Annotated in this window: 13 protein-coding genes and 2 pseudogenes; 8 read left to right on the forward strand and 7 right to left on the reverse strand. The window is 68.5% G+C overall.

What is annotated here, in order from left to right:
- The first annotated feature begins 29 nt into the window (after positions 1 to 29).
- The gene (locus DIE23_RS18990; protein WP_124613542.1) at positions 30 to 767 is read left to right on the forward strand and encodes an SDR family oxidoreductase; all 738 of its coding nucleotides are present in this window, start codon (positions 30 to 32) and stop codon (positions 765 to 767) included.
- A pseudogene (locus DIE23_RS18995) lies at positions 658 to 1,140 on the forward strand (oxidoreductase); the annotation flags it as partial. The gene DIE23_RS18990 and the pseudogene DIE23_RS18995, both read left to right, overlap by 110 nt.
- A 31-nt stretch (positions 1,141 to 1,171) precedes the next feature.
- On the opposite strand, the gene DIE23_RS19000 reads toward DIE23_RS18995, so the two are convergent.
- Positions 1,172 to 2,062, reverse strand: coding sequence for an alpha/beta fold hydrolase (locus DIE23_RS19000; RefSeq protein ID WP_124613543.1), 891 nt, complete (start codon positions 2,060 to 2,062; stop codon positions 1,172 to 1,174).
- Between the two features lie 105 nt (positions 2,063 to 2,167).
- On the opposite strand from DIE23_RS19000, the gene DIE23_RS19005 reads away from it, so the two are divergent.
- Positions 2,168 to 3,064: a LysR family transcriptional regulator gene (locus DIE23_RS19005; protein ID WP_124613544.1), complete on the forward strand. Its 897-nt coding sequence runs from the start codon at positions 2,168 to 2,170 to the stop codon at positions 3,062 to 3,064.
- A gap of 82 nt (positions 3,065 to 3,146) precedes the next feature.
- Here DIE23_RS19005 and DIE23_RS19010 read toward each other — a convergent pair whose 3' ends face one another.
- The 3 genes from DIE23_RS19010 to DIE23_RS19020 form a co-directional block, all read right to left on the reverse strand.
- The gene (locus DIE23_RS19010) at positions 3,147 to 4,076 is read right to left on the reverse strand and encodes a LysR family transcriptional regulator (RefSeq protein WP_124613545.1); all 930 of its coding nucleotides are present in this window, start codon (positions 4,074 to 4,076) and stop codon (positions 3,147 to 3,149) included.
- Between the two features lie 179 nt (positions 4,077 to 4,255).
- Positions 4,256 to 5,029, reverse strand: coding sequence for an SDR family oxidoreductase (locus DIE23_RS19015; protein WP_124613546.1), 774 nt, complete (start codon positions 5,027 to 5,029; stop codon positions 4,256 to 4,258).
- A gap of 193 nt (positions 5,030 to 5,222) precedes the next feature.
- The gene (locus DIE23_RS19020) at positions 5,223 to 5,723 is read right to left on the reverse strand and encodes a DinB family protein (protein WP_124613547.1); all 501 of its coding nucleotides are present in this window, start codon (positions 5,721 to 5,723) and stop codon (positions 5,223 to 5,225) included.
- Positions 5,724 to 5,930: 207 nt separating this feature from the next.
- Between DIE23_RS19020 and DIE23_RS19025 the strand changes: the two genes are divergently transcribed.
- Both DIE23_RS19025 and DIE23_RS19030 read left to right on the forward strand, forming a co-directional pair.
- Positions 5,931 to 6,647, forward strand: a complete 717-nt coding sequence (locus DIE23_RS19025; RefSeq protein WP_124613548.1) for a pseudouridine synthase — start codon at positions 5,931 to 5,933, stop codon at positions 6,645 to 6,647.
- Between the two features lie 105 nt (positions 6,648 to 6,752).
- A complete protein-coding gene (locus DIE23_RS19030) occupies positions 6,753 to 6,941 on the forward strand; it encodes a hypothetical protein (protein WP_059527680.1) in 189 nt (62 codons plus the stop codon).
- Here DIE23_RS19030 and DIE23_RS19035 read toward each other — a convergent pair.
- Positions 6,924 to 7,961 (reverse strand): NAD-dependent epimerase/dehydratase family protein, encoded by a 1,038-nt coding sequence (locus DIE23_RS19035; RefSeq protein WP_124613549.1) that lies wholly within the window; start codon positions 7,959 to 7,961, stop codon positions 6,924 to 6,926. The genes DIE23_RS19030 and DIE23_RS19035 overlap by 18 nt on opposite strands.
- Positions 7,962 to 8,067: 106 nt before the next feature.
- Between DIE23_RS19035 and DIE23_RS19040 the strand changes: the two genes are divergently transcribed.
- From DIE23_RS19040 to DIE23_RS19050, 3 genes are all read left to right on the forward strand, one after another.
- Entirely contained in the window at positions 8,068 to 9,099 is a 1,032-nt protein-coding gene (locus tag DIE23_RS19040; protein WP_124613550.1) for a CDP-6-deoxy-delta-3,4-glucoseen reductase, read from the forward strand.
- Between the two features lie 294 nt (positions 9,100 to 9,393).
- A complete protein-coding gene (locus DIE23_RS19045) occupies positions 9,394 to 10,578 on the forward strand; it encodes an acetylornithine transaminase (protein ID WP_057926059.1) in 1,185 nt (394 codons plus the stop codon).
- Positions 10,579 to 10,591: 13 nt separating this feature from the next.
- Complete coding sequence (locus tag DIE23_RS19050; protein ID WP_124613551.1) at positions 10,592 to 11,047, forward strand: GNAT family acetyltransferase; 456 nt, start codon at positions 10,592 to 10,594, stop codon at positions 11,045 to 11,047.
- Between the two features lie 21 nt (positions 11,048 to 11,068).
- Here DIE23_RS19050 and DIE23_RS19055 read toward each other — a convergent pair whose 3' ends face one another.
- Together DIE23_RS19055 and DIE23_RS19060 are read right to left on the reverse strand one after the other, a co-directional pair.
- On the reverse strand, positions 11,069 to 11,740 hold the full coding sequence (locus tag DIE23_RS19055; RefSeq protein ID WP_124613552.1) for a DUF2278 family protein: 672 nt from the start codon (positions 11,738 to 11,740) through the stop codon (positions 11,069 to 11,071).
- A 307-nt stretch (positions 11,741 to 12,047) separates the two neighbouring features.
- Positions 12,048 to 12,179 (reverse strand): annotated as a pseudogene (locus DIE23_RS19060) (ABC transporter ATP-binding protein); the annotation flags it as partial.

Genomic DNA, 12,179 nt, shown 5'->3' on the forward strand with positions numbered 1-12,179 from the left:
ACCGGCAGTCGCCAACCAAGGAGCAGGACATGAGCACATCGGAAAAGGTCGCCCTCGTCACGGGTTCATCGCGCGGCATCGGTGCGGAAATCGCCCGCCGTCTCGCCCGGGACGGCTTCCGGGTCGTCGTGAACTATGCCGGCGGCGCCGGTGCCGCGCGGGAAGTGGTCGACGCGATCGTCGCCGACGGCGGTGAAGCCATCGCCGTGCAGGCTGACGTCGCCGACCCGGCAGCGGTGGCCGCGCTGTTCGATGCGGCCGAGCAGGCGTTCGGCCGAATCGACGTAGTCGTCAACAGCGCGGGCGTGATGAAGCTGGCCGCCGTGACCGACTTCGACGACGCGGCGTTCGACCAGACCGTCGCGATCAACCTGAAGGGCACGTTCAACGTGAGCCGCGAAGCGGCGAAGCGCGTGCGCGACGGCGGCCGCATCGTCAATCTGTCGTCGAGCGTGATCGGCATGCGGCTGCCGACCTACGGCGTGTACATCGCGACCAAGGCGGCCGTCGAGGGCCTGACGCAGGTCCTCGCGCAGGAGATGCGCGGCCGCGGTATCGGCGTGAACGCCGTCGCGCCGGGACCGGTCGCGACCGAGCTGTTCCTGCAGGGCAAGAGCCCCGAACTCGTCGACCGGATGGCGAAGATGAACCCGCTGGAGCGGCTCGGCCAGCCCGACGACATCGCCGGTGTCGTCGCCTTCCTCGCCGGGCCGGACGGCACGTGGGTCAACGGCCAGATCCTGCGCGCCAACGGCGGCATGTGCTGACGGCCCGCGCACCGCGCCGTCGATCGTCGTCCCGGGCGCGTTCACCCGAGGCACGAATCACTTCCTCCATGCGGGCAAGCCGGCCGATACCGCCGTGCAGGCGGCCTACGACAGCGGGCCGTACACGGGCGTCGCCGATCAGGCGTTGCGGGGCCTCGCCGCACTTGAACCGGCGGACGCCGATGCCGGCGCGGTCGCGACGGCAATTGCCGAGCTCGTCGGCGCTCCGGCCGGCAAGCGGCTGTACCGCGTGTTCGTCGATCCGTCGCAGGACGCGGCCGAGGAAGTGTTCCGCGTCGGCGATCGCATCCGTCGCGAGATGTTCCCCAACATCGGAGTCACCGACCTGCTCGCGCCCGGCGTCGGCCGTTGAGCCCCCTCTGCGCGCCGTGCGTGCCTGCACGTCAACCGAACTCGCAAAACCGGAGAATCGCGTCCGCAACGGCCGCCGGCGCCTCGCGCTGCGGGAAGTGCCCGATGCCGTCCAGCACGGCGCGCTGGTAACGGCCGGTGAAGAACCGCTCGCGCGCCGCGGAGGTTTCCGGCGCGGTGCAGCCATCCGCGCCGCCGTGCAACACGAGCGTCGGCACCGACAGCACAGGCGCGGGCGTCAGTTGCGCGTCGTCTTCCGCGTACGCGGCACCGCCGTCGACGAATCCCCAGCGATAACGGTACGAGTGCAGCACGACGTCGATCCAGTCCGGCCCGTCGAAGGCCGTTGCGGCCGCGTCGAAGTCGCGTGCGTCGTACCAGCCGGCCGGCGACCACGTATCCCACATCACACGCGCGAACGCACGGCGATCGTCGCGCAGCGCCTGCTCGCCGCGCGGCGTCGCCATGTACCAGTGGTACCAGTAATTGCGCGCCTGCGGCAGCGACAGTGGCTGGGCCGGGTCGTTCGTGCCGTAGCCCACCGACAGCATCACCAGATGCGAGGCCGCGCCGTCGCGCAACCCGCACGCGTTCGCAACCGCGCGTGCGCCCCAGTCGTGCCCGACCAGTACGGGCCGCTCAATGCCGAGTATGTCGATGAATTCGAGCAGGTCGCGGCCCAGCGCCGCGAGCCGGCCGCTGCGCGGCGTCGCGGGATCGCGAAAGCGGGTCGGCGCGAAGCCGCGCAGCGCGGGCGCGAGCACGCGGTAGCCGCGCGCGGCCAGCGTCTGAGCCACGGCTTCCCAGCCGCCCGGGCTGTCCGGCCAGCCGTGCAGCAGCACGGCCACGCGTTCGCCGCGCGGGTTCCATTCGAGATAGGCGAGTTCGAGCGACGCGGTCGTCGCATATCGGTAAGCGGTCATGTGCACTCCGGTTGGTCAGCCTGAACGCCCGATGGTAGGCCCGTCTCTCATCACGATTCGCGGAGTATCATGATTCACTCTTCGTATATCGTGTTGAATCGATCCATGGAACCGCTGACCGATCCCGCGTCGACCGCGCTCGACATCGCGCTGCTGCGCACCTTCCTCGAGGTCGTCGACAGCCGCGGCTTCGCGCCGGCCGCGGAGCGCCTCGCGCTGACGCCGTCCGCGGTCAGCGGCCACATCAAGCGGCTCGAGCAGGCGACCGGCACGGTGCTGCTCGCGCGCACCACGCGTCGCGTCGCGCTCACGCCGGCCGGCGACACGCTGTACGCGTACGCGCGCAACATTGTCGACATGGAGCGCGAAGTGCGCGCCAGGCTGCGCGGCGCGCCGGCGCACGGTCGGTTGCGCGTCGGCGCGTCGGAGGACTTCGCGGGCACGTGGCTGCCGCAGGTGCTGCGCACGTTCCGCGACAGCCATCCGCACACGTCGATCGAGCTGAAGGTCGGGATCACCGCGGCGCTGCTGCGCGAGCAGACGCTGGGCCGGCTCGACGTCGTGTTCGGCAAGCAGTGCCGGCAGGTCGACGCACTGGGCGAACTGCTGTGGGAAGAACCGCTGGTCTGGGCGTTCGCCGCGGACACTGCAATCGACGCCGAAGGCGACGTGCCGCTCGCGCTGTTTCCGGAGCCGTGCGTGTACCGGGAAGCCGCGGTGTCCTCGCTCGCCGCAGCGCTGCGGCCCTTTCGCGTGCTGTTCGAAAGCGCCAGCATGGCCGGCTGCGTATCGGCCGCGCTCGCCGGCTTCGCGGTCACGGCGCTCGCGCGCAGCCAGTTGCGCGATGGCCTGCGCGCATGCGGGCCGCACGATGGCCTGCCGGCGCTGCCGGCCGCGCGCTTTTACGCGTTCGCGTCGAAGCCCGACGGCGCTTGCGCCGCGCTGATCGACGCGGTGCGGGCCACCGGGCGTACGCGGCAGTTCTCGGCACACGCCGGCTGAACACGCGCGCTGATCGCAATACCTATCGCGTGCGGCAGGCACCCGCCGATCGCGGTCTGCGCGTTCGTGCGCGGCACCCTTTTCAGTCGCCGGTCGCGGTCGCACTCGTGTCGTTCAGCGCATCCGCCATCAACTCCCCGAACCATTCGATGAATGCATTGAGCCGCCTTGACCGGTGCCGGCGATGCGGATAGACGGCCGACACGTCCATCGGTGCGGCCCGATGGCCGGGCATCACCTCGACCAGCGCCCCGCTGTCGAGCAGATGCACGACGTCGAAGCGCGGAATCTGGATCAGCCCCATTCCGGCGATGCAGCTCGCGATATAGGTTTCGGCGTTGTTGACGATCACGCGGCTCGGTAGCGTCAGCGTGTGCCGCCCGCCGTCCGCGCAGTATTCCCAGCCGAGCTCGCGGCTGGTCGGCGGCGACGCATAGCCGATCGCCCAGTGCCCGTGCGCGAGCGCATCGGGATGCTCCGGCACGCCGCATTCGCGCAGGTAGTCGGGGCTCGCGCAGTTGATCAGCGCGAACTGCCCGAGCGGCCGCACGACGAGGCTGCTGTCCGCGAGCCGCCCGACCCGGATCGCGCAGTCGACACCCTCCTGCACGAGATCGATCGAGCGGTCCGTCGAGCCGAGCGACAGTTGCAGCTTCGGGTAGCGGCGAAACAGCGACGGCAGCGCGGGCGCGATCACGCGGCGCGCGATCCGGCTCGGCGCATCGACATTCAGCCGCCCGATCACGTCGCGATCGCGGCGCCGGAACAGCCGGTCGAGCTCGTCGGCTTCCGCGAGCAGGCGCCGGCCGCGCTCGAGCAGCAGCGCGCCGTCGGCAGTCAGCTGGACCTGCCGCGTCGTGCGGTGCAACAGGCGCGTGCCGAGCGCGGTCTCGAGCTGCTGGACGGCGGCCGACACGGTCGCGCGCGGCACGTCGAGCGCATGCGCGGCCTTGATGAAGCTGCCCATCTCGGCAACCTGAAGAAAGATCCTGACCTGGTCCAGCTTGTCCATCGGCGGGCGGAAAACGTGGGTTCGGACGACCGTCACCGGCAAGCGCCGCGCGCCGCGGCCGATCCCGGCGGCACAGATGGAACGGGCGCGCGGCTTAGTGCCCGCGCGCCCGCCCATTGTCCATGCAAACGGTCCATTGCGGGTCGCCGCGTGCATGCGGCGACCGCCGGCGCGGACCGTTACTTGGTCGTATAGCCGCCGTTGATCAGAATCGTCTGACCGGTGATCCACCAGCCGTCGGTCACGAGATGACGGATGAACGGCACGACGTCCTCGATGTCGGTGAGACCCGTCTTGCTGAACGGCGACAGCGCGGCCGCCGTCTTGTGATACGCGACCGCGTCGGCGCCTTCGGCCGGATAGAAGAACGGCGTGTCCATCGGGCCCGGCCCGACCGCCGTCACCGAGATGCCGCGCGCGCCGTATTCCTTCGACGCCGCGCGCGTGAAGTGCTCGACCGGCGCCTTCGATCCTTCGTAGGCCGCATAGAACGGCGTGAACGCGCCGAGCAGCGACGTCACGAGCGTGACGAGCTTGCCGTGATCCTCGAGGTGCCGCCCGGCTTCCTTGATGAAGAAGAACGCCGACTTGCTGTTCACCGCGAACATCTCGTCGTATTCGGCCTCGGAGATGTCGGTGATCGGCTTCTTCAGCACCTTGCCGACGGTGTTGATCGCGATGTCGATCTTGCCGAAGCGCTGCTTCGCGTCGTCGAACAGCTTCTCGACCGCGGCGGCCGTCGTCAGGTCGGCCTGGAACGTCGCGGCTTGCGCGCCGGCCGCGCGCACGGCGGCGGCCGTCTCTTCCGCCTGCGCCTGCGACGCCGCGCTGTTGTAGTGAATCGCCACCGCCTTCGCGCCATGGCCGGCCAGGTCCCGGGCGATCAGGCCGCCGAGATTCTTGGCGCCGCCTGCGATCAGGACGACCTTGTCGGCGAGCGTGTGAGTAGCCACGGTTGACTCCTTTTAGCGTTGAATGAAGCTAGGAGTGTAGGTACGCGCGACGCGCCGGTCAGCCGGGCATGGCTGGATGGATTATCCAGAAAAACGATCCAATCAAGCATCCGGAATGGTCGGCTGCCCCACCGACGATGGCCGCGAAATCCGCTCGATGCGACACGATGCACGACCTGCCGGGCCGCGCGAGTCAGCGTGCGTACAGCGCCGCATCGATCTTGCCGAGCAGCCACTGCATGCCGGCCAGATGCTGCTGGTCGTGGCTGCACAGGTAATGAACCAGGCCGCGCACGGTCAGCGCGCCGTAGCCTTCGAACTCGCCGGTGCGCGCAAACTGCTCGGGCGTGAGGCGCGACACGAGGTCGAGCGTGTCGCGCCGCGCGTCGCGAATCGCCGCGAGCACGTCGGACGCGTACGCGGTGTCATAGCGGCGCTCAAACGCGAGCGCGTCGCCGTCGACCGACACGAGCAGCGGATGATCCTCATCGAGCATCCGCCGCAGCCGCACGTGGTAGCCGTCGGTCTCGATGTCGCGCACGTGGCAAAGCTGCCCGAGCGGCGAGAAATGCTCGCTCGGGATGCCGCTCCAGTCGTCGGGGACCCAGCGTGCATAGCCGTCCGGCACGGCGGCGAAATGGGCTTCGAGCTGGCGGGGAAAATCGGCGAGTGCATCGAGCGTCGTCGGATTCATGCGGCAAACTCCGTGTCGGGTGAAGACGGTGGCAGCGCTGGCACGGGCCGGCCGAGGCCGTGGCACGACTTCACGCTGAAGCCGTACGTCCGTTGCGTGCGATGTCCGTCGGTCGCGAAGAATGAACGCGCGCAGCGCTGCGGCAGCTTACCAGCGCGGGCGGGTTCGTGCCGGTGCCGGCGCGCCGCTTGATAGAATGCGCGCGCTATGGATCTCGAAAGCATTCTCTACACGCAGGGCTTCGGCTCGCGCCGCCAGTGCCGCGGCCTGATCGAAACGGGCCGCGTCACCGTCTCGGGCGCGAGCGCGACCGACCCTGACGCATCGTTCGACACCGACGGCCTCGTGTTCACGGTCGACGACACCGCCTGGCCATTCCACGCCCGCGCGTATCTCGCGCTCAACAAGCCGGCCGGCTACGAGTGTTCGCGCGAGCCGCAACACCACGCGAGCGTGTTCAGCCTGCTGCCCGCGCCGCTCGTCGCACGCGGCGTGCAGTGCGTCGGCCGCCTCGACCAGGATACGACGGGCCTGCTGCTGCTGTCCGACGACGGCCAGTTCGTGCACGCGTACACGTCGCCGAAGCGCAAGGTGCCGAAGACCTACGTCGCGACCGTGCGCCACCCGCTCGACGACGCCCAGCTGAACGCGCTGCGCGCCGGCGTGCAGCTCCACGGCGAGCCGAAGCCGATCGCGGCGGTTGCCGCCGATGCGCGCGACACGCATGCACTCGCGCTGACCGTCCTCGAAGGCAAATATCATCAGGTGAAACGCATGGTCGCCGCGGCCAGCAACCGCGTCGAGGCGCTGCACCGCGAAAGCATCGGCGGCTTCACGCTGCCGGACGACCTGGCGCCGGGCGCGTGGCGCTGGCTCGGGGAAGACGACCTTTCAGCACTGCGCCATTCCGTCAAAACCCTGTAAGGGAAAATCCGCACGACCGTTCGGAGCCCGGCCGCGTCGCGGCCGCACGATCCCCCGCTATACTGAAATCACAAGCTGTACGAGCAGCGATGCAGGGGAGACATCATGAACATCAACCATTCTTTCGAACTGTCGTACGTGACGATTGCGTTCGCGGTCGTGGGCGCGATTGTGATCGGCGGGCTGCTGGCCACGATGCACATGAAGCACAAATATCATCCAAACCTGATCGGCGCGCTGATCGGCGCGTTGCTGTGCTTCCTGCTGATCGAGGCGCTACCGGCGCTGACCTGACGCGCCGCGGGGCGCGAGCGTTTGAAGGAATTCGTCTACGGTCGGATAGCGCAACGTCACGCACAATTCGATCTTGAGCCGGGCATTGGACAGGCGCCGCGACTCGCGCATGAACGACAGGAGCGCCGGCTCAAGCTGATGCTCGGCGTCCGCGCGACTGATCCGCGGCGGCGGCGGCAGGCCGAACACCTGCGCGACCCGTTCGAAATACTCTCCCATCCGCAGTTCGCTGTCGTCCGACGCGTGCACGGCGCGCGCCGGCTTGCCGCGCACGGCCGCGCGACGCAGGATCGCCGCGAGATCGTCCGCGTGGATGTGGTTCGTGTAGACGTCGTCGGCCGCGTCGAGCGCCGGCGTGCCGCGCTCGAGACGCGCGAGCGGCAGCCGGTTCGCCGCGTAGATGCCGGGGATGCGCACGATGCGCGCGGACAGCACGCCGCGCACCGTCGCCGCCCGCAGCTGCCGCTCGGCCGACACGCGCCGGAACGCGCGCGGATTCGCGGGGCGCAGCGGCTGTGTTTCGTCGATTCGCGCCCCGCCGCAATCGCCGTAAACACCCGTCGTGCTGGCATAGACGAGCGTCGGCGCGCGAAGGGCGTCGGGTACAATACGCGCTGCCCGCCCCGGCACGCCGGCCTGTCGGGTTGCGGCACGCAGCGTGCGGAGCCGGCCGACCGACGACATCGGCGGCACGGATGGCCGCCGTGCGGGCACGGACAATGCGGCGATCAGCGCACGCGTGCGGCGATCGTCGCGGCCGTCGGATTGCGGCGGCGCGAGATGCAGGATCGTGCGGGCGAGTCCCGCAATACGTCCGAGCGTCGCCCGGCGATCGAGGTCGCCGACGATCGGCGTCACGCCTGCGGCGCGCAATTCGTCGCAGCGGCCCGGATGGCTCGTCAGCGCGACGATGCGCAGGTTGCGGCGCGCGGCACGCCATTGCGCGACGCAGCGCAAGCCGACGTCGCCGCAGCCGACGATCAGGGCGCGCGGCCGGCGCAGGATTCGAGTCGCGATCATGTTGGTTGCGAAGTCAGTAGCCACCGTTGCGCGGCGCGCAACGGGTTTGCATTGTAGCTGCCGTGCGCGACATGCACGGTCCCCACATTTTGTTCTATTTGGTTCTATGGCATTCAACGTTACTCTCAAGCAAAGCGGCCGGCAGTTCCAGGTCGAATCGGACGAAACCGTGCTGGCGGCGGCGCTGCGCCAGAACGTCCATCTGCCGTACGGGTGCAAGAACGGCGCGTGCGGCTCCTGCAAGGGCCAGATCGTGTCGGGCCAGATCGAACAGGGCCCGCACGCCGCGTCGGCACTGTCCAACGACGAGCGCACGCGCGGCCTCGCGCTGCTGTGCTGCTCGAAAGCGCAATGCGACCTCGAGATCGACGTGCGTGAAATCGCCGGCGTCGACGGTGTGCAGGTGAAGAAGCTGCCGTGCCGGATCGCGGCGCTCGAGCGCCGCGCCGACGACGTGATGGTCGTGAAGCTGCAGCTGCCGGCCAACGAGCGCCTGCAGTACCTCGCGGGCCAGTACGTCGAATTCATCCTGAAGGATGGCTCGCGCCGCAGCTACTCGATGGCGAACGCACCGCACGAGGAAGGCCCGATCGAGCTGCATATCCGCCACATGCCGGGCGGCAAGTTCACCGACCATGTGTTCGGCGCGATGAAGGAGCGCGACATCCTGCGCTTCGAAGGCCCGCTCGGCACGTTCTTCCTGCGCGAGGATTCCGACAAGCCGATCGTGCTGCTCGCATCGGGCACCGGCTTCGCGCCGATCAAGGCGATCATCGAGCACATCAGGCATTCGGGCATCACGCGCCCGATGACGCTCTACTGGGGCGCGCGCCGCAAGAAGGACATCTACCTCGGCGAGCTCGCCGAGCAATGGGCGCGCGAGATCCCGAACTTCAAGTACGTGCCGGTGCTGTCCGAGCCGGACGACGCCGACCAGTGGACCGGCCGCACCGGCTTCGTCCATCGCGCGGTCATCGAGGACCTGCCCGATCTGTCGGGTCACCAGGTGTACGCCTGCGGCGCACCGGTGATGGTCGAATCCGCGCAGCGCGACTTCACGCAGCACCACGCGCTGCCGGCCGACGAGTTCTACGCGGACTCGTTCACGAGCGCCGCCGATCTCGCGCATCCGGTCTGAGCACCGGGCGCGCCCGCGCCCCCCGCTGCGCGCCGCCGTGTCACATCCGTGGCATCGCGGCGGTTTACAGTGGGGCGCGGGATGCCTTATGCTTGCGCACATGAACCGCTTCCTGTCCGCTCTCCGACGTCGCCGCTCGCCGCTCCGCCCGGATGCCGCCGGCTCGTCACGGACTCGCGCGTAACCCTCCTCCGCTTCACCGGTTACGCACAAGCTGTTCGACCCACCAGCCACGGCCTTCCGTGGCTTTTTTATTGCCCGTTTCCCTTTCAACGCCCGCTGGAGTCTGCTGCCATGCCCCTGAACGATTACCCGATCGACTCGCTGATGTACATTACGAACCGCCCCGACATCGTGTTTACGCACGGCAAGGGTTCGTGGCTCTACGATCACACGGGCAAGCGCTATCTGGACTTCATTCAGGGCTGGGCCGTCAACAGCCTCGGCCACTGCAACGACGGCATCGTCGAAGCGCTGAAGACGCAGGCCGAGAAGCTGCTGAACCCGTCGCCCGCGTTCTACAACGAACCGATGGCGAAGCTCGCGGACCTGCTCACGCAGCACAGCGTGTTCGACAAGGTGTTCTTCACGAACAGCGGCGCGGAAGCGAACGAAGGCGCGATCAAGCTCGCGCGCAAGTGGGGCCGCAAGTTCAAGAACGGCGCATACGAGATCATCACGTTCGACCACAGCTTCCACGGCCGCACGCTCGCGACGATGTCGGCCAGCGGCAAGCCGGGCTGGGACACGATCTACGCACCGCAGGTGCCGGGCTTCCCGAAGGCCGAGCTGAACGACATCAACTCGGTCGAAAAGCTGATCACCGACAAGACCGTCGCGGTGATGCTCGAGCCGATCCAGGGCGAAGGCGGCGTGATTCCGGCGACGCGTGAATTCATGCAGGCGCTGCGCGCGCTGACGAAGCAGCACAACCTGCTGCTGATCGTCGATGAGGTGCAGAGCGGCTGCGGGCGCGCCGGCACGCTGTTCGCATACGAGCTGTCCGGCATCGAGCCGGACATCATGACGCTCGCGAAAGGCATCGGCGGCGGCGTGCCGCTCGGCGCGCTGCTGTCGAAAGCCGACGTCGCGGTGTTCGAGGCCGGCGACCAGGGCGGCACGTACAACGGCAACCCGCTGATGACGGCGGCCGGCTATTCTGTGATCTCGCAGCTCGTCGCGCCGGGCTTCCTCGAAGGCGTGCGCGCGCGCAGCGAATACCTGAAGCGCAAGCTGCTCGAGCTGTCGGAGGAGCGCGGCTTCGAGGGTGAACGCGGCGAAGGCCTGCTGCGTGCGCTGCTGCTCGGCAAGGACATCGGTCCGCAGATCGTCGAGAAGGCGCGCGACATGCAACCCGACGGCCTGCTGCTGAACGCGGCGCGCCCGAACCTGCTGCGCTTCATGCCCGCGCTGAACGTCACGACCGAGGAAATCGACCAGATGATGGCGATGCTGCGGTCGATCCTCGACACGCTGTAAGGAGACCGCCGCGATGGATGCCGCCGCCGATGCTGTCGCTATCCGCCCGTTCGAACGCACCGACACCGATGCCGTGCTCGCGGTATGGCGTGACGCGTTCCCGCAGTACGACGAAGCCGGCGCGCCGCCGCACCGCGATCCGCTGCGATCGATCGAGCTGAAGCTCGCGACACAGCCGGAACTGTTCTTCGTCGCGACCAGCGGCGCGCGGGTCGTCGGCACGCTGATGGCGGGTTTCGACGGACATCGCGGCTGGCTCTATTCGTTCGGCGTGTCGAACGACGCGCGGCGACTCGGCATCGGCCGCGCGCTGATCGCGCATGCGGAACGCGCGCTCGTCGCGCGCGGCTGCCTGAAGATCAATCTGCAGGTGCTGCCCGGCAACGACGAGGCGTGCCGCTTCTACGCGGCGCTCGGCTATCGCGTCGAGGAACGCATCTCGTTCGGCAAGACACTGCCGGCCGCGTAACGCCGCCGGCAGTCGCCACCCTCAGCGCGTGATCGGCCCCGCGTCCGGCAGCGGATTGCCGAGCGCGTCGGTCGGCACGGCCTGCTGCTCGAACGCCGCGAAATATGCGGCCCATTGCGACTCGCTCACGCGCACGATCAGCGCGCCGTCCTGCCACACGTCGTTGTGATCGTTGTGGTCGTCGCCGGGGCGATGCAGGTAGTTCGAGCCCGTCGAACCCTGGTTCATGTGCGTGTCGTGAATGCCGTCGCCTTCCGAATACGTGCGGCCGAACACGACCACGTCGAGCCCCTGCGACTGCGCGGCATTGACGAGCCGCAGCAGAGACGGAATCGGCTCCGCGTTCTCGGTGCCGTCCATCACCGCGCTTGCGCGCCACGCGCCCGTCTCGTTCAGGATGTCGCTGCGCAGATAGTCGAGCGCCGGCAGCGCGGCTTGCCCGGTGAGATCCGTATAGCCTTCAGCCGCGGCCGCGAGCGTCGCCGTGACCGGGTGATGGAAATCGTAGACGAGCTTGTAGTTCAGCAGGTCGTCCGCGTCATTGGTGCCGACGTTGATCGCGACGTCCCAGTCTCCGGTCGGCAACGCGAGCGTCAGGTGGATGTGATACTGGATCTCGCTGCCGTGCGGCGAGCCCTTCAGCCTCGCCACCGACGTCACCTTCGCCTTCACGAAACCGTAGTCCAGACTCATGCGTGCCCTCCGTGTCCCGATGGATCGACCATGCTACGCAGCCCGCGTGTCGGTTTGCGGACGGCCGGTAGCGGACGGCCGGTAGCGGACGGCCGGTTGCGGACGGCCGGTTCGAATGACCTGTCACCGCGTCCAGCGTCTCATGGTCAGCGTCACTGTCGAATGAATGGAGTCGCATCCACGCGCACAGTTCGTCGCCGGGCGCGCCGCGCAAAAAAAAAGCTGTCACGGTATCCCGTGACAGCTTTTCGAAAGCCCTTGCGCGGCACGCCGGCATCCGCCACCGCGCCGCACCGGCCCCGCTCGTTCATTCACCCAGATACGCGGCCCGCACCTTCGGATCGTCGAGCATTTGCTTCGCGTCGCCTTCCATCGTGACCGTGCCCGAGTCCATCACGTAGCCGCGGTCGGCCGCCTGCAGCGCGAGGCGCGCGTTCTG

It is taken from the genome of Burkholderia sp. Bp9143 (assembly GCF_003853645.1).
In the GTDB taxonomy this organism is placed as follows: Bacteria; Pseudomonadota; Gammaproteobacteria; order Burkholderiales; family Burkholderiaceae; genus Burkholderia.

What these genes read in the sequence shown, in the direction of transcription:
- DIE23_RS18990 (WP_124613542.1), top strand. Translation starts at nt 30, where the DNA reads ATGAGCACATCGGAAAAGGTCGCCCTCGTCACGGGTTCATCGCGCGGC.
- DIE23_RS19000 (WP_124613543.1), bottom strand. Translation starts at nt 2,062, where the DNA reads ATGACCGCTTACCGATATGCGACGACCGCGTCGCTCGAACTCGCCTAT.
- DIE23_RS19005 (WP_124613544.1), top strand. Translation starts at nt 2,168, where the DNA reads ATGGAACCGCTGACCGATCCCGCGTCGACCGCGCTCGACATCGCGCTG.
- DIE23_RS19010 (WP_124613545.1), bottom strand. Translation starts at nt 4,076, where the DNA reads ATGGACAAGCTGGACCAGGTCAGGATCTTTCTTCAGGTTGCCGAGATG.
- DIE23_RS19020 (WP_124613547.1), bottom strand. Translation starts at nt 5,723, where the DNA reads ATGAATCCGACGACGCTCGATGCACTCGCCGATTTTCCCCGCCAGCTC.
- DIE23_RS19025 (WP_124613548.1), top strand. Translation starts at nt 5,931, where the DNA reads ATGGATCTCGAAAGCATTCTCTACACGCAGGGCTTCGGCTCGCGCCGC.
- DIE23_RS19030 (WP_059527680.1), top strand. Translation starts at nt 6,753, where the DNA reads ATGAACATCAACCATTCTTTCGAACTGTCGTACGTGACGATTGCGTTC.
- DIE23_RS19035 (WP_124613549.1), bottom strand. Translation starts at nt 7,961, where the DNA reads ATGATCGCGACTCGAATCCTGCGCCGGCCGCGCGCCCTGATCGTCGGC.
- DIE23_RS19040 (WP_124613550.1), top strand. Translation starts at nt 8,068, where the DNA reads ATGGCATTCAACGTTACTCTCAAGCAAAGCGGCCGGCAGTTCCAGGTC.
- DIE23_RS19045 (WP_057926059.1), top strand. Translation starts at nt 9,394, where the DNA reads ATGCCCCTGAACGATTACCCGATCGACTCGCTGATGTACATTACGAAC.
- DIE23_RS19050 (WP_124613551.1), top strand. Translation starts at nt 10,592, where the DNA reads ATGGATGCCGCCGCCGATGCTGTCGCTATCCGCCCGTTCGAACGCACC.
- DIE23_RS19055 (WP_124613552.1), bottom strand. Translation starts at nt 11,740, where the DNA reads ATGAGTCTGGACTACGGTTTCGTGAAGGCGAAGGTGACGTCGGTGGCG.